The sequence below is a fragment of the Mucilaginibacter straminoryzae genome, from assembly GCF_022953055.1.
Taxonomy (GTDB): Bacteria; Bacteroidota; Bacteroidia; order Sphingobacteriales; family Sphingobacteriaceae; genus Mucilaginibacter; species Mucilaginibacter straminoryzae.
Genome location: NZ_JALJEJ010000002.1, coordinates 25,952 through 47,007, shown reverse-complemented (window position 1 = coordinate 47,007; position 21,056 = coordinate 25,952). Strand labels below are relative to the sequence as shown.

At 42.5% G+C, this 21,056-nt stretch carries 15 protein-coding genes; all 15 read left to right on the top strand.

Annotated elements, in window-relative coordinates; translation table 11 throughout:
* Positions 1-73 precede the first annotated feature (73 nt).
* The gene (locus tag MUY27_RS03935; RefSeq protein ID WP_245128680.1) at positions 74-1,132 is read left to right on the top strand and encodes a sensor histidine kinase; all 1,059 of its coding nucleotides are present in this window, start codon (positions 74-76) and stop codon (positions 1,130-1,132) included.
* Between the two features lie 2 nt (positions 1,133-1,134).
* Positions 1,135-1,815, top strand: coding sequence for a LytR/AlgR family response regulator transcription factor (locus MUY27_RS03930; RefSeq protein WP_245128679.1), 681 nt, complete (start codon positions 1,135-1,137; stop codon positions 1,813-1,815).
* A gap of 129 nt (positions 1,816-1,944) precedes the next feature.
* Positions 1,945-3,357, top strand: coding sequence for a TlpA family protein disulfide reductase (locus MUY27_RS03925; RefSeq protein ID WP_245128678.1), 1,413 nt, complete (start codon positions 1,945-1,947; stop codon positions 3,355-3,357).
* Between the two features lie 250 nt (positions 3,358-3,607).
* Positions 3,608-3,823, top strand: a complete 216-nt coding sequence (locus MUY27_RS03920; RefSeq protein ID WP_245128677.1) for a hypothetical protein — start codon at positions 3,608-3,610, stop codon at positions 3,821-3,823.
* Positions 3,824-3,851: 28 nt separating this feature from the next.
* A complete protein-coding gene (locus MUY27_RS03915) occupies positions 3,852-5,186 on the top strand; it encodes a TIGR00341 family protein (protein ID WP_245128676.1) in 1,335 nt (444 codons plus the stop codon).
* A 112-nt stretch (positions 5,187-5,298) separates the two neighbouring features.
* On the top strand, positions 5,299-6,267 hold the full coding sequence (locus MUY27_RS03910) for a purple acid phosphatase family protein (protein WP_245128675.1): 969 nt from the start codon (positions 5,299-5,301) through the stop codon (positions 6,265-6,267).
* A 144-nt stretch (positions 6,268-6,411) separates the two neighbouring features.
* Positions 6,412-7,560 carry a TlpA disulfide reductase family protein gene (locus MUY27_RS03905; RefSeq protein ID WP_245128674.1) on the top strand — a complete coding sequence of 383 codons (1,149 nt, stop codon included), beginning with the start codon at positions 6,412-6,414 and terminating at the stop codon, positions 7,558-7,560.
* 181 nt (positions 7,561-7,741) lie between these two features.
* Positions 7,742-8,320, top strand: a complete 579-nt coding sequence (locus MUY27_RS03900; RefSeq protein WP_245128673.1) for an RNA polymerase sigma factor — start codon at positions 7,742-7,744, stop codon at positions 8,318-8,320.
* A 103-nt stretch (positions 8,321-8,423) separates the two neighbouring features.
* On the top strand, positions 8,424-9,554 hold the full coding sequence (locus MUY27_RS03895) for a FecR family protein (RefSeq protein WP_245128672.1): 1,131 nt from the start codon (positions 8,424-8,426) through the stop codon (positions 9,552-9,554).
* Between the two features lie 275 nt (positions 9,555-9,829).
* Positions 9,830-13,390, top strand: coding sequence for a SusC/RagA family TonB-linked outer membrane protein (locus tag MUY27_RS03890; RefSeq protein ID WP_245128671.1), 3,561 nt, complete (start codon positions 9,830-9,832; stop codon positions 13,388-13,390).
* A 22-nt stretch (positions 13,391-13,412) separates the two neighbouring features.
* Complete coding sequence (locus tag MUY27_RS03885) at positions 13,413-14,918, top strand: RagB/SusD family nutrient uptake outer membrane protein (protein WP_245128670.1); 1,506 nt, start codon at positions 13,413-13,415, stop codon at positions 14,916-14,918.
* A gap of 92 nt (positions 14,919-15,010) precedes the next feature.
* Positions 15,011-15,940, top strand: coding sequence for an ABC transporter ATP-binding protein (locus MUY27_RS03880; RefSeq protein ID WP_245128669.1), 930 nt, complete (start codon positions 15,011-15,013; stop codon positions 15,938-15,940).
* Positions 15,941-15,945: 5 nt separating this feature from the next.
* Complete coding sequence (locus tag MUY27_RS03875) at positions 15,946-18,276, top strand: Gldg family protein (RefSeq protein WP_245128668.1); 2,331 nt, start codon at positions 15,946-15,948, stop codon at positions 18,274-18,276.
* A gap of 83 nt (positions 18,277-18,359) precedes the next feature.
* The gene (locus tag MUY27_RS03870; RefSeq protein WP_245128667.1) at positions 18,360-19,703 is read left to right on the top strand and encodes a MutS-related protein; all 1,344 of its coding nucleotides are present in this window, start codon (positions 18,360-18,362) and stop codon (positions 19,701-19,703) included.
* Between the two features lie 3 nt (positions 19,704-19,706).
* A complete protein-coding gene (locus MUY27_RS03865; protein ID WP_245128666.1) occupies positions 19,707-21,044 on the top strand; it encodes a MutS-related protein in 1,338 nt (445 codons plus the stop codon).
* Positions 21,045-21,056: the final 12 nt, after the last annotated feature.

The following is a 21,056-nucleotide window of genomic DNA, read 5'->3' as shown; positions in this document are numbered from 1 at the left end:
AAAGATCATGGGGTTTGTCGAAATACATGCGTTACGCCTTAAAAAGCTGATCGATAATAGTTAATTTACCGCTATGCAAATGCGCCGAGCAAAGTGGAATTGGAAATACCTGCGTATTGAACTTTTTGTGCTCTTTTTCATCTCGTTCCTGATCTCCGTCATCAGCGATCTCGAATACAGCGCATATGAACAGCATGATGTATCTCGCTTTGCCGAGGATCTGGATTACCGGCTGGTTTGTGGGGTATACAGCTTTATCTTGTATGGCCTGTTTTATTGGCTATTCCTTAAGCCATATGTTCTGAGGGGGAAGATTTGGGCAGTACTTCTTTGTCTGATTGGATTTGTATTTGTCAATCAGTTAGCGCATCACTACGTGCTGAACTGGATCATTAGGCATTCAGCCTTTATTTCTGCGGATATCCGTGCGCGTGCTTCTACTACACATCTTTATTTTGCGGTGAACTATCTTTTTATTTCTGTTTTCTTTCCGCTATTAGGTTTAGCCTTTCTCATCCGCACTTTACAACAAAGCGAGGCGATGAAGACGCTTAAGGAACAGCAGTTGTTCTCGGAACTGAATTACCTGAAAGCACAGCTTCATCCGCATTTCTTTTTTAATACCATCAATAATATTTACTCACTGGCTTTACAAAACTCACCTATGACTGCTTCCATGGTGGCTCGTTTGGGTGAGCTGATGCGCTATATCCTGTATGAAGCTAACCAAAGCAGGGTGCCTCTACAGCAGGAGATTAAGTTTCTTGGCAGCTATGTAGAAGTAGAAAAGATGAGGTATGCCGGTGAAAAAGAAATTAGTTTTGACGTACAAGGAGTAGATGAAAGCCATCAGATTGAGCCCCTGTTGCTCTTGCCTTTTATAGAGAATGCCTTTAAACATGGCTTAGCAGAGGAAACCGGGGAAGGATTTGTCCGTATTGTTATTTGCCGGACCGAGCAAGAACTTATATTAGAAGTAGTGAACAGCAAGCCAACAGACGTTAACCGGCAAGAACCGGGCATTGGAATAGAAAACGTTTGTAAAAGGCTTGAGCTGCTTTATCCTGATCGGTATTTGCTAGAGGTTCAGGAGGATGAACGGCAATATCGCGTACACCTAACGCTGTCTTAACCATGATGAGGTGCCTGATTGTAGATGATGAACCATTAGCCCGGCAGGTGCTGGATGCTTATATTGCCCGGACACCTGAACTGATGTCAGTCGGCAGTTGCAGTAACGCGCTGCAAGCGTACGAAATGATAAGCAGGCTACAGCCAGACCTGGTTTTTTTAGATGTTAAAATGCCCAGGTTAAGCGGCCTCGATTTATGGCGTTCCCTGAAAAATCCTCCCGCTGTAATTTTTACCACCGCTTACAGCGAGTACGCAGTTGATGGGTTTGAACTGGAAGCTGTGGACTACCTGGTAAAACCGATCACTTATGAGCGATTTACAAAAAGTATCCACCGTCTGTTTAAAACCCATCATACCGAAACGCCCTCGGAAAAAGACTATACTTATTTTAAGGTGTCGGGCCAATTGGTTAAGGTGATGCACAATGAGTTGTTGTACGCACAATCCATCAAAGATTATATTCAGTTGCATACAATCAAAGGCCGTTACCTTACACATATGACCATGAAGTACCTAAGCGAATTGTTGCCGTCGCATAGGTTTTTAAGGGTGCACCGTTCATACCTGATCAATTGTTCGTATGCTGAACGCATTGACCGTAATATGGTTGTCATTAAAGATGAACAAATACCTGTTGGGGAAAACTATAGGCACATGCTTAGTAAGGCGATGGATTGGTAAATGCTATTAATGGGTAAAAGCGTTTTTTGCAAATCAAACCAAGCCGAATTCTAATGTTTGATCTTTATGATGCATTGACCTTTTCAGGGAGGCTATTTGGACTTTAAAACTAAATAATTAGTTTTGGTAATGCGTTTATTATTCTTTATTCTACTTGCCTGTTTATGCCTGAATCATTTAAAGGGGCAAAGTCTCGATAAAATTGGTGATAAAAACCAAAGATTGGAACAGGGAATAAGCCTCACCGGAAAAAATGCGACGATAACGGTAATAAATCAAACGAAAGACACGATTAACTTAAAAGGGCGTATATCATTTTATCTACCCATATCTGAAGGTTTAATAGAAGAAAAAATCGCTCCCGGCAAATCAAGTACGATAAAGATCAAAATGAACTATGCTGATTTTGTTCAATTTACGTCTGTGCTCTTTTCAATTTACACCGCGCCGGGTAAAAATGTAAGGTGTATCATAGAGAATAAAAATCCTATTAAATTAAAATTTGAAGGCGACCTCTCGGACGAAAACAACTATTATCAGGACTATTTTAAAGTGGCCCGAAGCAACAATGTCTATTATCAGGCCGGGGGCCAAATTAAGGATTTCAATGATTTTCCAGCCTTGGCTGATTCCATCAACAAACTTAACCTTGACTTTCTAAAAAACTATGATCGCCCTTTACCCGGATTGTTTAAGGAATATGAGTTTTGGAGATTGATGTATAACAACGCCTTCTTAAAACATCATGTTCCGTTTGATCTGTCGTTTAAATCCGGGCGAAAAATGAAATTAGACAGCGGTTATTACCGATTCGACAAGGAAACACCGCTTATAGGGCCATCGGTGCAACTAAGCAGTGAATACCTATGGTATGCCGTTTTCAGGCTGAGAGACGCCGCTATTAATAAAAATAAACCTGATTCTTTACTTCCTGCCACCATGCTTGCAGTGGCTGAAAACGAGTTCGAGAAAAATGAGATCGGGGATGTTGTCAAAATGCGTCTGCTATACGATGCCTATGCGCGTTCCAAAAGTAATTATGAAGATTTACTCCGAGGGGTGACTTTCGCGAATCCCCAAAATAGGAAAATTTTGGATTCGGTAAGTCAGGCCAGGTTTTCTTTGCCTTTGATGGGTAAGAAAGCTCCCGGTTTCCGGCTGATGGATGGCAGGGGTAACACAGTTGAACTGTCTCAGTTTAAGAACCATCTGATCATAATTAACTTTTGGGCTAGCTGGTGCGCCCCTTGTATACAAGAGTTTTCTTTTGAAAACAAAATCTATTCGATGTATAAATACAGCAAAAATTTATTGGTGATTAATGTTTGTATTGATAGTTCATTGGACGCTTGGAGAAAGCTTTCAGCAAAACATCAGTTACAAATGGTTAATCTGTTTGCAGATGATGTACAAACTGAGTATCTGAAGAAGCAATACAACATCTCCTCCTTGCCTAAGAGTATCCTTTTAGACGGAAACCAAGCTATTATCAACAATAACTTTAAGCGCGCCAGCGAAGTGAGGCTACAAGACCTTGATTAATGGTCAACTTTAATTTAGCATCACAATTTGTTTGTTTCGTTTAATAAATTCTACTTTTTTAGTCTATTTGGGGCAGGTCTTCTAGTATTTTTAACGAACTAATTCTTCATACTTATCCTCATTAGGTGTACTTGAAAAACTATCCATAGACGGTTCAAGACGTAAACAAAAAAAAGGGAAAGCTGTTGGCTATGAATAACGATCAGGTGCTCCCTGACCTAAAAGACCCCATCATTATTACCTTCATATTATGAACAGAACCCTTGGAATTATTTTGCTGATCGTTGGTATTGCGATGTTAATCTGGACAGGATTTACCTATACCAAAAAGGAAAAAGTGATTGACGCAGGTCCACTACAGGTATCTGCAGAAAAGGAGAAAACAATAAACTGGCCACCGTATGCGGGCGGCATATTAGTCATTGGTGGTATTGTGCTGCTTTTAACCGGTAAAAAGGCTGCTTAAGAAAGCATTTACTAATTCAACTGCTGATATGATAAACCCATTTACAAGAATTCTGGGCTTTCTGGATCATCGTTTTAATCTTCACGAAGACCGGGCTGAAGAACCAGTGATTGTTGAGTCAATCCGGAAAAATGTAGACTTTAAGGGCGTTAACCTATGGGCCCTTATTTTTGCGATATTCATTGCTTCTATCGGGCTGAATGTTAACTCGACAGCCGTGATCATAGGCGCGATGCTGATTTCGCCGATTATGGGTCCTGTGATGGGTATTGGTCTGGGCATCGGTATTAACGATTTGGATCTGGTAAAAAAAGGTGGAAGAAACTTATTAATCGCAACGATCATTAGTGTAATTACCTCGACCATCTATTTCTCTATCTCTCCTTTACACGAAGCTCAATCAGAATTACTAGCCCGAACATCGCCATCTATATGGGACGTATTTATTGCTTTTTTTGGCGGGCTTGCAGGTATGGTTGCAGCTTCGAGAAAAGAGAAAACTAACGTAGTGCCGGGTGTGGCTATTGCCACCGCTTTGATGCCTCCGCTTTGTACAGCAGGTTTTGGCATTGCAACAGGTCACTGGTACTATTTCATTGGTGCACTTTATCTTTATTTTATCAATAGTGTTTTTATTGCCATTGCTACTTACCTGATGACACGATACCTTAAACTGCACCACAAACAGTTTGAAGAACCCGGAATAGAGCGAAAGGTAACCCGGTATATGATTGCGATTGTGATTATTACCATTATCCCCAGCATTGTAATGGCTTACCGTATTGTTGATAAAAGTATCTTCGAAGCTAATGCCAATAAATTTATTGAAGAACAATTTCAGCATCTGAAAACGCAGGTAGTATCCAAATCTTTTAAGTACAGCCGGAAGGAGAAATCGATAGAAGTACTCTTATTAGGCGAACATTTAGATAAAAGCAAGCAGGATAGTATCCGCAAGAATCTGGCTGACTATAAATTGTCGGATGTAAAGTTGCACATCCGGCAAGGGCTGGATGCAAAACAGCAGTTAGATCTGTCGCAGATCAAAGCCAGCATCCTGGAAGATGTTTTCAGCAGCCGGAAGCATACAGATACTGTTATTCAAACTAAGTCCAAAGCTGTCAATCCCAACCCGAACGTGTTTAAGGAGATGCGCGTGTTATACCCTACGCTTCAATCGCTTAGCATTAATCATGCAGTGATATATAGCGGAGGTGATTCCATTCTGAAAGACACGGTTCCGGTAGCGGTTACCTCTTTTAAGACCCGTATTAGAAAAGCGGATCAAGTTAAATTGCAAACCTGGCTACGTACCAGGCTTCGGAATGATTCTTTAAAGCTCGTGGTTACCACAAGCTTTTAAATTAGTCGGACTGACCATTTGCACTTTGCTGCTTTTCAAATGTATAAAAATGGTAACGCGCAGCTAATATTGTTTTGTTAGTTTTGGGCTTTCAATTTCATCCTGAACATTCATGAAACGTCGCGATTTTGTTAAAAGCACTGCGGTTACCGCTCTTAGCGCATCTTTAATAGCACCGTTAACCAGTCTAGCCGAAGATAAAGTTACCAATTTGAGTAGTGATGATGTATCGCCGAGGGCTGCACTCGCCGATGATTTTTCGCTGCATTTTTTGGCTATTGGTGATTGGGGGCGAAGTGGGGAGTATAAGCAGATTGAAACCGGGCGCCAAATGGGGGAATGGGCTAAAACACACCCCAACAACTTTGTAATTTCCGTTGGGGATAATTTTTATCCTAACGGAGTCATCAGCGAGCAGGACCCGCAGTTTCGATCCACGTTCGAGGATATTTATACGGCGCACTCATTACATTGCGACTGGCATGTGATACTGGGTAATCATGACTGGCACGGCGACCCCGACGCACAGGTCAGATATTCCAAGGTGAGCAGGCGCTGGAACATGCCCGCGCGTTACTACAAGAAGGAATTTAAGCTGAACCAGGGAAAAGCGCTGTTTGTAATGATTGACACAGACCCTATGCTGTTCGATGCAAAAAACGAGTACAGTGAAAAGCAGATCGCGTGGATTAATGAAACATTGAGCAATGCAGGATCGGACATAAAGTGGAAGATTGTAGTGGGGCATCATCCAACTTACACCGTTGGCCCGCGCATCAGCAATTATGATACCCTCACCATTAGAAAAAGACTGACGGAGACATTCGAAAAGCATAAGGTGGATATTTACCTTTCCGGGCACGATCATTCCCTTCAGCATTTAAAGCCCGAAGGCCATACCCACATGTTTATCTCGGGTGCAGGGTCAGAACTCACTCAGGTATCATCTGGGATCCCGTACAGTAAATTCCAGGCATCCGAGAATGGCTTTATGTATTTCTCTATGAATGATAACCGCATCAATGTAAAAGCTATTAGTTATAACGGAGCGGTTTTGTATGAAACAGAGCTAAGTAGATAAGCTATTAAAATTACACTTATCATTAACATAAGCCTGATCTTCGGGCTGTAAGAATAAAAAGGCCGCTTAGGCGCATACCCAATATTTAGGGAGCTTTTTTACTAAATAACATCGTTATATTTAGCTTATCACAATAAATACTGAATGACAAAAAGAACTGTCCTGTTAGCCTGCTGCCTTTTACCGGTCTCTTTAATGGCTCAACAAAAATTTACCATTAACGGAAATGTTAAGGGCCTTAAAAATTCAGACAAAATTTACCTGCTTAAAGAAATCGATAACGGACAGTACGCCTGCGATTCTTCTGATGTAAAGAACGGAATATTTAGCATCACTGGCACAATTAGAAATCCTCAGCTTGTTTATCTTTCACGTAATAAAAACCCGTTAAGAGATAAAGGTGTTAGCGGAGAACGATTTGACGTTATCGATTTTTATTTAGAGGCTGGGATTTTAAGTATAACCGGTAATGATTCGCTTAAAAGCAGCATTATTAACTCAAATATTAATAAAGTCCGTTCAAAATGGAATGACCTACTTAAACCCATTCAAAATAAATTAAAGGCTTTAGATAACGAATTTAAAAACTTAAGTGATACTCAGCGAAATGACGGAGAAACTGTATCAAAAATAATTGCGAGAGAAAAACAGCTCCGGACCGATTTAGTTGCTACTGGTTTAGAGCTTGCTAAAATTTACCCTAATTCATATTTAAGTTTAATTGCACTGAAACAAACTGCAGGCATACCAATGCTTAATGCTAATACGGCATCTGCTTTTAATAAACTTTCGCCAAAACTTAAAAACAGCGAAACAGGGGATCAGATAAGAATGCTTTTGGCATCATTGTCTAAAAATAAAATTGGCGATGATGCCTCGGATTTTACCCAATACACACCAGATGGTAAAGGGGTAAAACTTTCGGATTTTAGAGGAAAATATGTATTGGTTGATTTTTGGGCAAGCTGGTGCGGTCCTTGTCAGGCTGAGAACCCTAATGTTCTGAATGCCTATAATAAATATAATGCGAAGGGATTTACAGTTCTGGGGGTATCGTTTGATTTTCCGGGCAAGAAAGCCGCTTGGATAAACGCTATTCATGATGACAATTTACCGTGGACGCAGGTTTCAGATCTTAAAGGATGGGATAATAATGCAGCCTTGGAATACGGCATACGCAGTATACCATCAAACGTGTTAGTAGATCCTAACGGGAAAATGATAGCTAAAGATTTGAGAAGTGAAGACTTAACAAATAAGCTCGCGGAGATATTTGATAAGTCTTCAAAGTAAAAATTTATCCCTTGTCCTTTAGACAAAAAAAGCTATCGGTTAATAAGGTTATAGTGAATAGCAGCTACTGCTGCTACCCTTGACCGTTTGGAGATAGTAAAATCTAAAAAATCTAACTTGTAAGCGAGTACTATTGTAAGTCAATACTTTTTCCGTTAACTTAGTGTAAATTAATTTAACGTTGCCCGCCCTCAATACAGCATCTGACCAAGAATTGGTTTCTTTACTTCGCGAAGGAAGCGAGGAAGCGTACGCTGAAATTTACAATCGCTACAAATGGCTGTTGCATACGCATGCTTATAAAAAGTTGGGAGACAGGGAAGCAGCCAATGACGTGATCCAGGAGCTGTTTGCTGCCTTGTGGACAAAAAGGCAAGATATATTTCTAACCACTACGCTTTCTGCTTATTTATATACAGCTACCAGAAACCGTATATTGAATATAATTGAGCATGAAAAGGTGGAGTCTAGATACGTAGATTCATTGCTGGTTTATGCCAATAATTATGTTGCTTCGACCGATCATTTGATACGCGAGCGGCAATTAATGGAAATTATTGAAAAGGAAATCGCCGCATTACCTCCAAAAATGCGCGAGGTATTTGAGTTGAGCCGTAAGAGCCACCTTTCTCATAAAGAAATTGCCGAAGAGTTGTCGATTTCAGAAGAAACGGTGAAAAAACAGATAAAAAATGCTTTAAAAATCCTTAGAATGCGCCTTGGTATAGTAATTTATATTATTCTGCTAACGAATTTTTAGGTTATTTTAAATAAAGTGTGATTTTTTCAAAATTTATATACCCCTTGCCTCTAACTATCTTGTCTTTACTATAATTAGCGGATGATTATCCTGCTTTGATATTATGCAAAGACAAAAGGTTTTAGAACTAATCAGTAAATATAATAACGGTACTGCTTCAGAAGAAGAGAAAGGGCTGATAGAAGCCTGGTATCTTCAATTTGAACAGCAGGGTCTGGCAGATATCCCAGATAACGAAAGAGAAGCCGATTTGAATGAAATCTGGGCCCGCTTGTCTGCTCAAACCAGAAAATCGAATCCTTTAACCTTATGGCGTAAACTGAGTGTGGCAGCGGCGGTACTGTTATTTGCTGCTGTAGGTATATACTTTTTTGCGAATCATTCTAACGGCGACCAACAAGAGGTTATCGCGAAAATTGCCCAGACAACTACCCCGGGTGGAAACAAAGCTATTCTTGTTTTAAATAATGGCGAGCGGTTATCATTAACAGATGCCGGTAACGGTATAATTACAACGCAGGGTAATGTTGCTGTCCATAAAACAGCTTCAGGGCAATTGAGCTACCAGGCGCAAGCAAGTACATTGCAAAAGGCGCCAGTGTACAATACCATGCTTACCCCTGCCGGGGGTACTTACCAGTTAACCCTTTCAGATGGCACCAAAGTTATCCTGGATGCCTCGTCATCAATCCGCTATCCGGTAACCTTTATTGGTAATGAGCGTCGTGTCGAAATTTCCGGCCAGGCTTATTTCGAAGTGGCCCACAATAAAACGAAGCCGTTTAGGGTGGTCGCAGGTGATCAAACAGTTGAGGTGTTAGGTACTCATTTTAATATTAATGCCTACAAAGATGAGCGGGCAGTGCGGACAACCTTGCTGGAAGGGAGTGTAAAAGTTTCGACAGCGGGGCAATCCGCGGTGATTAAACCGGGCGAGCAAGCTGTGCTTAAAGCAGCAAATCATAAAATAGAGGTGAACCAGGTGGATATTGAGACCGCCGTGGCCTGGAAAAATGGCTATTTCCGTTTCAAACACGCAAATCTTCAGGAGGTAATGCAGCAGTTTGCAAGATGGTACAATGTCGATGTGAAATACGAAGGCAATATACCTGATGTAGCCATTACCGGTAAGGTGCTAAGGGCAGAAAATGCTTCGCGGATGTTGGAAATCCTTTCCAAACTGGGGATAAAGATGCGGATGGAAGGAAATGCAATAGTTATACAGAACAACTAATTAATAATATGATTAACCCCTAACCCATAAACTATGATGAATTCTATACGAAATTGAATTAGCCCCCGAAAGGTAAGTTCAAAAAAAACCGCGGAAGTGTTGGCGCACGTCCACGGCGAAATTTTGGATTAACCCTTCCGCTATAAGCGGATAAACTGAATTTGAAATGCGTTTAAGTATTAACCCAAAACATCACAAATGTAATGAATTTTACTGCTTTTTCTACGGGGGCGAAGCAACCATGCCCGTCCCGCATAAAACTTCTGTTAAGGATTATGAAGTTGTCTACATTACTGCTTATAATCGGTCTTATTAATGCAAGCGCCAAGAGCTACAGCCAGATAACACTGCACGAGAATAAGGCGGCGTTAGAGAAGGTGCTACAGAAAATAGAAAGCCAGGCCCCGTTTAACTTTATTTACGACGAAAATAATCTTAAAACTGCTCCAATCAGTGTAAACGTTTCTAACGTAAGCATTAATAAGGCTTTGGACGCCTGTTTCAAAGATATGCCTGTCACCTATTCTATTGTCGGTCACAGCATTATTTTAAAGCCGTCAACCCCTTCAATCCTCGATAAGGTGAAATCCTTTTTCGAAGGACCGGTGCAAGTAAAGGGTAGGATTACAGATAGCACAGGTGCCCCTCTTAACCGGGCTACCGTGTTTTTTGTGAAAAAACAAAAGCCGCTGCCCAATGGCGGGGAAATTACCTATGTGACAAACGAGAATGGCCTGTTTTACATGGACGCTGAAGAGGGCGACGAATTGGGGGTGTCTTACATTGGCTATCAAACCTACACTTTTAAAGTAAAGCGGAATATGACGTTCCAGAACATTGTTCTACACACCGTATCTGCCCGTTTAAAAGAAGTGATTGTGCATACCGGTTATCAAAACCTTTCTAAAGAAAGGGCTACCGGCTCGTTCTCTAAACCGGATATGAAAACGTTTTCAACCCGTAGCAATACCATGGATGTGATTGGCCGCCTGGACGGGCAAATCCCTGGGTTAACCGTCAGTCAGAATGTTACAGTGGATAGAATTACCCATGCTTCAACCCGCAGTGCTTTAATCAGGGGGACAAGCAGTACTAAATTATCTACAGAGCCGCTTTATGTAGTAAATGGGGTGATTGTAACAGATTTTGGCTCTATTAACGTGGATGATATTGAAGATATTACTGTCTTAAAGGACGCTGCGGCGGCGGCCATCTGGGGTGCCCAGGCTGCTAACGGGGTTGTTGTCATTGTTACTAAAAGCGGTGCTAAAAACCAGCGGTTAAAAGTAAGCTACCAGGGTTTTGTTTATTACCAGGGCAAGCCGAATTTAAACTATCAGCGTTTCTTAAATTCCAGTCAATATATACAGGCGGCTAAAGAAACTTTTAACCCGGTTAAATTCCCCTACGGTTCACTTTATTACAATCAATTTATAGCCCCCCACGAACAGATCTTGTATGATCAGAATATGGGACTGCTTACAGCTGCACAGGCAAATGCAAAATTAGATAGCCTGTCAGGAATTAATAACAAGCAGCAGATTAAAGATCTGTGGATGCGTAATGCTTTTACCACCAACCATACACTTTCTGCATCTGGCGGTAGCAATTCGTATTCATTTTATACCTCGTTAGGTTATACAGACGTGCAGACCAATAGGTTGGGTGATAAGAATAATACTTACCGTGTAGACCTTAATCAAAACTATACCCCCAACCAACGCTTTGCATTCTCATTAAACACTTCATTGGTTAATACCTTAACCAGTAGCAAAAACGCGATGAGTATCGGTGCCGATGCCATACCTTATCAGCTTTTTAAAGATGCAAATGGCAATAATATAAATATGCCCTACCTGGGCGGTTTATCGCCACAGCAAAGGGCAGATTATCAGCAAGCCAGCGGTATCGACTTGCAAACCTACAGCCCGTTGGACGAGTTGAACTACGGCCACTCAAGAAGTAACACCATCTCTGTGAATATGGTAGCCAATGCTACGGTGAAGCTTTGGAAGGGGCTAAGTTACCTGGGTACCTACGGCTACCTGGTAGCACCGGGTACAGCTACCGGTTACGACGATCATCAGGAATATGCATTGAGAAGACAGTTGGTAAGCTTAACTATCCCTGGCACAAATGGCGGGCCGCCAACCTACTTGCTGCCGAATACGGGCGGTAATTACCGTAGCATTACATCTAATCAGCGAAACTGGACCGTAAGAAACCAATTGGTTTATACTTATTCTGGTCGCGGGGGTAATGACCTAATCAGCCTGCAAGGTGGACAAGAGGCTAGAGAGAGCTTTAGCAGCAGTATAACTACCAACCTGTTAGGTTATGATGAGGATTTGCAAACCTATCCATTAATTAATTATCTGACGCTTAGCCGCGGCGTGCCTGGTACAGTAACCGGCTATGGATATTATTCTTTTCAGCCTTTTTTCCCGATGGAAGCCAGGACACGTTTTAATTCATACTTTGCCCTGGGTAGCTATACCTTCAACCGGAAGTATAGCGTAGATGCCAGCTGGCGGGTTGACCATAGTAACCTGTTCGGTAGTGATGTATCTGCCCAGAATAAACCGGTATACAGTTTTGGCGCTAAGTGGAACGTTACCCAGGAGCAATTTTTGAAAGGCGTAAAATGGTTGAACAACCTGGCGCTCCGCGCAACTTATGGTATCACCGGTAACTCGCCATATGTAGGTGCTGCAACCACATTCGATGTGCTGTCAGATCCGACAGGTAACTATTTATCATACCCGCTAATTGCAGGGAAAGAATACAACATTTCTTCTACTGCAAATAGAAAATTAGGATGGGAAAGCACCCATACTACCAATATCGGTGTTGATTTTGGTGTATTTAACAGCCGCCTTACCGGTACTATTGAATATTACCATAAAAATACCACAGATTTATTGGGACGTGTAGATCTGGACCCTTTTACCGGGCAAAGTTCTGCAACATCTAACATCGGTAACCTCACCAACAATGGTATCAATACAGGGCTGAACAGTGTAAACATTAGAACAACTAATTTTACATGGTCATCCGGAATAGTATTCGCCTATAATAACAACAAGTTAGCAAGTTATTCAGCTCCGCAGTCGTACGAGAATAATGTATACTCCAGGCTAAGCGCTCTCTATGTAATCGGAAAACCGATGTCACCGCTGTATGCTTATCAGTACGCCGGTCTGGATAAGGTGGGCGACCCTCAGATCAAACTCGCAAATGGTACCGTTACCAAAGATCCTCAGGCACCTGGTGTAGCAGACCTGGTTTACAAAGGTTCTATCATCCCTAAAATTAACGGCGGCGTCAGCAATACTTTCCGCTATAAACAATTTGAACTTACTGCCAACATGGTTTATAGTTTAGGTGCGGTGATGCGCAGAGATGTAAACCAATTTTACGGAGGCAGGCTTACCGTGGCAAATTCAGGCTTAAGTGGAAACGTCTCTTCTGACTTTGTAAACCGTTGGAAACAACCCGGTGATGAAAAAATTACCGATATCCCTGCTTATGTTCCGGATATGTTCTATAACTATTCCCAGCGAAACACGGATTTCTATACAAAGGCAGATATCAATGTGGTTAGCGCTTCTTACCTAAAACTTAGAGATGCCTCGCTGGCCTACAATCTTAATCCGTCGGTTACAAAATGGTTAAAAATAGAAAGCGCTGTACTTAGGCTGCAGGTAAGTAATATCCTGTTATGGAAAGCCAATAAATATGGGATAGATCCAGAGTATCAAAGCTTTCAATTGGGCGGCCGGGGAACACCGCTTGGCCAGCATGCCATTACAATCGGCGCAAACGTAAACTTTTAAATCACATTAATCAGACAAGATCATGCTAAAATATATTCATAAAGCAACAGTTGCATTCATCGCACTGTCGATGGCGATGGTATCCTGCAAAAAAAGTTTTTTAGAAGTTGTACCTAAAGGTCAGCTTGTGGCAAAAAACTACGAGGATTATAATCTGCTGATGAACAGTTCTACCTTCTACCTGTATGGTACTATCGGTATATGGCAACCTGCAATGCTGATGGGGGATGACGTATCTGCAGAAGAAAATTACTTTAATCAAAGCAGTTCGCCGGAAGCAAATCTTTTGTTTCAATGGAACCCGGACATTTTTGTGCCGTCGACCGCATCTTACAGCAATTCTGACAGGCCGCTGTTTCTTCAAACAATCTTCGGCAATATCTATACGCTGAACAAAATAATTAACGAGGTAAATGGTTCTGACGGTGGAACCTTGCAACAAAAAAAGGAAGTGGCGGCCGAAGCAAAGGTTACCAGGGCATTCACAAATTTTCAGTTAATCAACTATTTTGCTAAGCCTTATAATGCTTCCACTGCAGGTAGCGATCCTGGTTTCCCGATGATTACCACTGCAGACATTACCGCTACTGATTTTAAACGTGGTACCCTGCAGCAGATGTATGATTTTATCATCAGCGACATAACCGCGGCTCTGCCGGATTTGAATACGGCACCCAAAATCAGAACCAGGTGGTCGCGGGCGGCTGCAGAAGGGTTTCTGGGTAAGGTTTATCTGTTTATGGGTAAAAATACAGATGCGCTAAGTATGTTAAATGCGGCATTTACAGACCTTGGTAAAATGGGAGCCATACCTAAGTTGTATGATTATAACCAGGCATTTGCTGCCAATGGGGCCTTTCAGCCTATTGACCCGATTTATGGCCCTAATACGCCTTATAATAATCTTACAGATCTCACAGAATCTGTTGTTTTCGTCGCCTCTTATTCTGGTAACTACGACGGCAATAATTTCGGTAATGACTTCCTAACAATAGACCCTAAAACCTTGTCACTTTTTAGCGCGTCAGACCTTCGCCTAAACCTTTTCACAAATTTACAACAAGACCAAACTACCATTGAAGGCGGCCGCGTCCGCAGGTATACGGTACCTTACTCGTCTTACGCGCGTATCGGTTTAGAAATGCCCGATTTGTATTTGTTGCGTGCTGAGGCAAAGGCAAGAACAAATGACCTTACCGGTGCTGTAACAGATGTAGAAACGCTACGCAAAAACCGCATGCCTGCCGCAGATGCAACTGTGCCCTCGTCTGTATCCGGCAACCAAAATGCCTTGGTCAAATTTATCATCAATGAACGTCAGCGCGAATTTGCGGGGTTGGGTTACCGATGGTGGGATATGCGCAGGCTTTCGGTTGATCCGGTATTTACCGGCACAGCTGCTGCAACGCATACGCTATTCTTAACAGGCGGTGGAAGCACACAGTTTACATTGAAGCCGGAACGGCTGACGTTGCGCATCCCGAACTTTTACCTCAAAGGACATCCGGATATGGTGAATAACCCATAAAGTACAGAACCATTTCATGGTCAAAAAATTTAACGCGAATAGCTGAAGAAGTTACTCCGAACAGGTAGCTACGTATCAAAAATACCATATAAGTGAAAAAAAGTATTGTAAGAATAGAAAACCTGTCGCACAGATATACCCGGGATTGGGCCATCCGCGACATCAATTTTGAAATAGACGAAGTAGGTGTACTCGGCCTGCTGGGGTCTAATGGTGCCGGTAAATCTACCACCATGAATATCCTTTGCGGAGTGCTCAACCAAACAGAGGGTAGCGTCTACATCGACGGGATCGACATCAGGGAAGAGCCTGAAGAAGCAAAAAAAAGAATCGGTTTTCTTCCGCAGCACGCGCCCTTACACCTTGAACTTACCGTGGAGGAATATCTGACTTATTGTGCCGAGATCCGCAATGTTCATAAAAATGAAATTAAAAACGCCGTACAAAAGGTAATGGAAAAATGCGGTGTAGCCCATTTTTCTAACCGGATATTGCGTAATCTCTCCGGCGGCTACCGTCAGCGCGTGGGTATTGCACAGGCCATTATCCATAAACCGAAGCTGGTGGTGTTGGATGAACCCACCAATGGCCTTGATCCAAATCAGATCCTCGAGGTACGTAAACTCATTAGGGAGATTGCAGAAGAAAGGGCAGTGATATTCTCTACCCACATTCTTTCTGAAGTACAGGCGATTTGCAAAGAAGTTAAAATGATAGAGAACGGCAAGATGGTTTTTGCAGATACGATGGATGCCTTTAACAACTATATCATGCCGGATTCTATGCTGCTATCAATGGATAACCCGCCCTCTACAGCAGAGCTGACCAGCATACCCGGTATTACTGCCGTCGAGCCTGTCAGTGCCGGAAGTTACCGTCTGCGGTTCAGGGCTTCTTCTGATCTGTCGAAGCAACTGATAAAACTAAGCGTGCAAAACGGCTGGGAACTAAAAGAGATCATGCTGGAGAAGAGCTCGCTTGATGAAGTTTTCGCACAGTTATCTAATAAAAAATCAAGATAAAACAGATGAGAAAGATTTTTAAAATAGCCAGGTTAGAACTGAGCATTCTATTTTATTCGCCGGTGGCCTGGTTGGTATTGGCCATTTTTATAATCCAGTGCAGTATTGGCTTTTTAGGCTCCATGCAGGGGATACGCACAAGTCTTTCACTCGGTTACTACCCAGGGGCAATAACACGCTCACTTTTTGCTGGTAACTCAGGCTTGTTCACTATTATGCAGGGCTATCTTTATCTGTACCTGCCGATATTAACAATGGGTTTGATGAGCCGCGAGACCAGCAGCGGATCAATAAAATTATTGCTTTCATCACCGGTAAAACTCACCCAGATTATCCTCGGTAAATATCTGGCAATCATAGGATATGGGTTAACACTTATTGCCGCTTTAGGAATCTATGGAATTATTGGCTCACTCTTTATCACCCATGCAGACATCGGCCTCATCCTTTCAGGTCTGTTTGGTTTGTATCTTTTAATCTGTACCTATGCTGCCATCGGTTTGTTTATGTCATGCCTTACTACCTACCAGGTGGTGGCTGCTATCAGTACCCTGGCCGTATTTACCGTGCTCAGGTTTGTAGGCATTCTATGGCAGGAATATGATTTTGTGAGAGATCTCACGTATTTCCTGTCTATATCTGGCCGTACAGAAAAGATGATTGCCGGTTTAATTACCACTAAAGATGTGTTTTATTACCTGATTATCATTTGCTCGTTTTTGGTGCTATGTGTCCTGAAACTAAAATCAGAACGCGAGTTAAAGCCCTTGACGGTAAAAGCAGGCCGGTATGTACTGTTACTTTTTGCGGCTTTGTTTTTGGGTTATCTCACTTCAAGACCTGTACTTACCGGTTACCTGGATGCCACAAGTAACCAGTCATTAACCATTACTGAGAACAGCCGCGAAATTGCCAAAAAAATAGATGGCGAATTAAAAGTAACTACCTACGCTAACATGCTGGCGCCAAACTTATGGCCGGTTTTACCTTCGGCACGCAATGCAGATTTGTCCAAACTGGAGCAGTATAAAAGGTTTATCCCGGGTATGGAGGTTGATTATAAGTATTACTATCAAAAGCCTGTTGAGCCCGATTTTCGTGATTATGAACATAACCCTAACCTGCGAGGCGTTACCGATCTGAATCAGATTGCAGACAAGATGGGGACGATGATGGATGTCAGTCGCAGCCTTTTTATGTCGCCGACACAGATAGATAAGCTTGTAGACCTGAAACCAGAAGGGTATTTACTGGTGCGAAAATTAGAGTATAAAGGGAAGAGTACTTTCCTGAGATTCTACATGGGAGATACCGACCCCTATGCAGACGAGGCAGAAGTTATGGCTGCTATTAAACGACTGGTGGTAAAAGTTCCTAAAGTTGTTTTCCTGACAGGCAATAACGAAAGGTCTACAGAAAGTAAAGCAGACCGCGATTACCAGTTAATGAGCACACTTAAAATAAGGCGGAACGCTTTAATTAACCAGGGATTTGATATAGATACGGTAAACCTGGCGAAGCAGGAAATTCCGGCTGACGCGAGCATTGTGGTAGTGGCAGACCCTACCGCGGTGTTTGATACCCAAGAGCAGCAAAAGCTTACTAATCATATTAACAAAGGTGGCAATATGCTAATCTCTGGTGAGCCGGGCAGGCAGCAGGTACTCAATCCATTTTTGCAAACATTAGGGGTGCAGTTGCAACCCGGAATATTGGTAAAGCCAGACAAAAAATATACCCCAGGCTTTATTAACGCAAGCGTTTCCCCAACAGCTTTAAAATTAGATTCTAATATCAGCCGGATGCAAACAGTCGGCGCTACCGTAGCTGTTCAGGGTGCCGCAGCTGTTGGCATGACTTCCAATGCAGCCTTTAAAGTAGAACCGTTGCTATTAAGTGCCGAAGGTGGCTGGAACAAGCAACTTTCACGACAACCGGCATCGCAATCGCAAAATGTTGATCTGACCACAGCTGATCTGCAGTTCAACGCCGCTGCAGGCGATGAAAAAGGCACGTTCCCGTTAGCCGTTACTTTAACCAGGAACATTAACGGCGCGCAACAACGGATTGTTGTATGTGGTGATGCGGACTTTATTAGCAACGGCGAATTGTCCCGAGCGAAGAGAGGGGAGAACCAATATTTTAATGCCGGCATTTTCAGATGGTTAAGCAATGGCGCCTTCCCGATAGATACCACAAGGCCAGAGGCAAGAGATACGGATCTGAAGGTTACAAGAGGGCAGATAGATATGTTGTCGTGGTTATGCAAGGGCATCATTCCGGCTATAATTGCAATTGCCGGTGCAATCATACTATTCAAGAGAAGAAGAAATTAATATCAGTTAGTTAATGAGTGGGCATCAGATGGGAGATCGCACTTGCTTTCTCCCTCAAAGCCCTTACTAAGCACACAAAAAGGATGAGTTTTAGCACTGATAAGCAGACCCTGGATGATTTGAAAATATTCGGACGTCCGGGCGGCAGCTCAATTTTTAATCTTTTTAATAGTACGCGTACCCGTGGCGGCGCAGATATCTTGGAGCAGATGTTTCTTCAGCCGTTAGATGACGCGGAAGAAATAAACGCCAGAAGCCTGGTTATGCAGCTCTTTACTGATAAGGGTACCATATTTCCGTTTCAGACAGAACATCTGGATAATGCGGAAATGTACCTGGCCATGACGGACGAGAGAACCATGCTGTCGAAACAGGATGATAATCTGAGCCGTAAGTTCAGCCAACTGATTTCCGCCGATGGTGATTACAAAACCATTCACAATGGTGTAGTAGCTATCATCGATATAATTCGCACCGCAAGCGCTTTTATAGGACAGATAAAGTCTTCGAAAGAGCTATCGTTAGCAATTAGTGACTGGCAGGATATCATCAATTTGTTAGCTGATGAAGAGATACTTAACATACGGAACAGCCTGACTGGTGCAAAGCTCGCTTATGAGCAGGTGGCAGATACAGATAAAGTGCTCCGGTTTCAGTACAGGAATAAGATAAAGCAGTTGTTGGCATTTATTTACCGGATAGATGTATTTATCTCGGTAGCAGAAGTGGCAAAAAAAAACGGATACGTTTTTCCCCTGGCTTTGGCTAAAGGGTTAAACACCATTTCGCTAACAGATGTGCGCCACCCGCTGGTTAATGGTGCTATAGCAAACAGTATTGACATTACCCCCCAAAGCAATGTCATTTTCCTTACCGGCGTTAATATGGCCGGTAAATCTACCTTCATGAAATCGCTCGGTGTGGCTATTTATCTTGCCCATATGGGCTTCCCGGTAGCGGCATCAAAAATGCAGTTTTCTGTGCGCGACGGTCTGTTTACAACCATCAACCTGCCGGACGACCTGGGTTCTGGCAACAGTCACTTTTACGCTGAAGTGCTCAGGGTAAAAAAGGTAGCCAAAGAGTTAAGCACCGGAAAAAACCTGTTCATCATATTCGACGAGCTCTTCAGAGGGACCAATGTGAAAGATGCTTTTGAAGGTACAGTAGCCATTACACAGGCCTTTGCAGAAAAAGCCAATTGCATGTTCCTGGTTTCAACCCACATCATTGAAGCAGGAGATATACTAAAGGAAAAATGCAGCAACATAAACTTTGTATACCTGCCAACCCGAATGAACAAGAACACACCTGTATACACCTACAAGTTGGAGCAGGGAATTACAGCAGACAGGCACGGCATGATCATTATTAATAATGAACGGATTCTGGAGATTATCAGAAGCAGAAAAAACAAAACTACCTGACCCATGATCAGTTTCGCAGACAAACAAACACTGGATGACCTGAATATCCCGGGTCGTCATAAAAATAACTCCATACTTAGCCTCTTTGATACGGTTGTCACCACGGGTGGACGGAAGCTGATGGATCAGATGTTTCAAAACCCGCTGAGGGATAATGAGGCTATCAACAAACGCAGCAGCGCTTTTAAATACTTCTCAAATAATCCGGTTAGGTTTCCATTTACGGCTGATGAGTCGGAGGTAATGGAAAGTTATATCCGCTCTGCCGGGGGCGTTAATCTTTTAGCAACAGGTGCGCAGATAGTTTATAAAAAGCTTTTACAGGTTGCCGCACAGCATGAAGATTATGAACATCTAAATAAAGAAGTATGCACCACCATTGAACTGCTAAACCGGTTGAATGATTTTGCTAACGGGATTAAGCAAACAGGTCATGCCTGGCAGGAACAGCAGCAGCAGATCAAGGATATTTTTAAACAGCCGGATTTAGACTGGTTGGAGCAGGAGCGGGGAATAACGCAGTTATCTGTAGCTAAACTGGTGAAATATGATCATCGTTTAAGAACGCTGATGCAAGTAAAACTGAAGCAGCTATTAAGCTTAATCTATGAGTTAGATGTGCTGATTGCGGTAGCAGGGGTTTCACGCGAGCGTAACTTTACTTATGCCAATGCACTTCCAAAAAGTGCCAATACGTTAGCCGTAGGAAATCTTTTTCACCCGGCGCTAAAATCCGCAGTAGGTAATGATCTGTCTTTGCAGGAAGACCGTAACGTAATATTTCTTACCGGTGCCAACATGGCTGGTAAGTCGACGTTGATGAAATCCTTTGGTATTTGCGTTTACCTGGCCCATATGGGTTTCCCGGTTGCGGCAAGTGCAATGGAGTTTTCAGTAAAAGACGGCCTGTTTTCATCAATCAATATCTCTGATAATATTGATATGGGCTATAGCCATTTCTACGCAGAAGTGCTGCGTGTAAAAACTGTAGCAGAACAGGTAGCTGTAGATCAAGATCTGGTCGTAATCTTTGACGAGTTGTTCAAGGGTACTAATGTTAAGGATGCTTATGATGCTACATTATCAATCACCAAAGCATTTTCTGAAAACCGCAATTGCTTTTTTGTAATCTCTACGCACATCACGGAAGTAGGGGAAACCTTAAGCAAAGAGTGTAATAACTTTCACTTCACCTATTTGCCAACGGTAATGAAAGGGATGGTGCCGCAATACACCTACAAATTAACCGAAGGTATCACAACGGATAAACACGGCATGATGATCATCGAGAATGAAGGTATCCTAGATATCATCAGATCAGACAAGACCAAACAATCCTAAAATTCAAAAAAT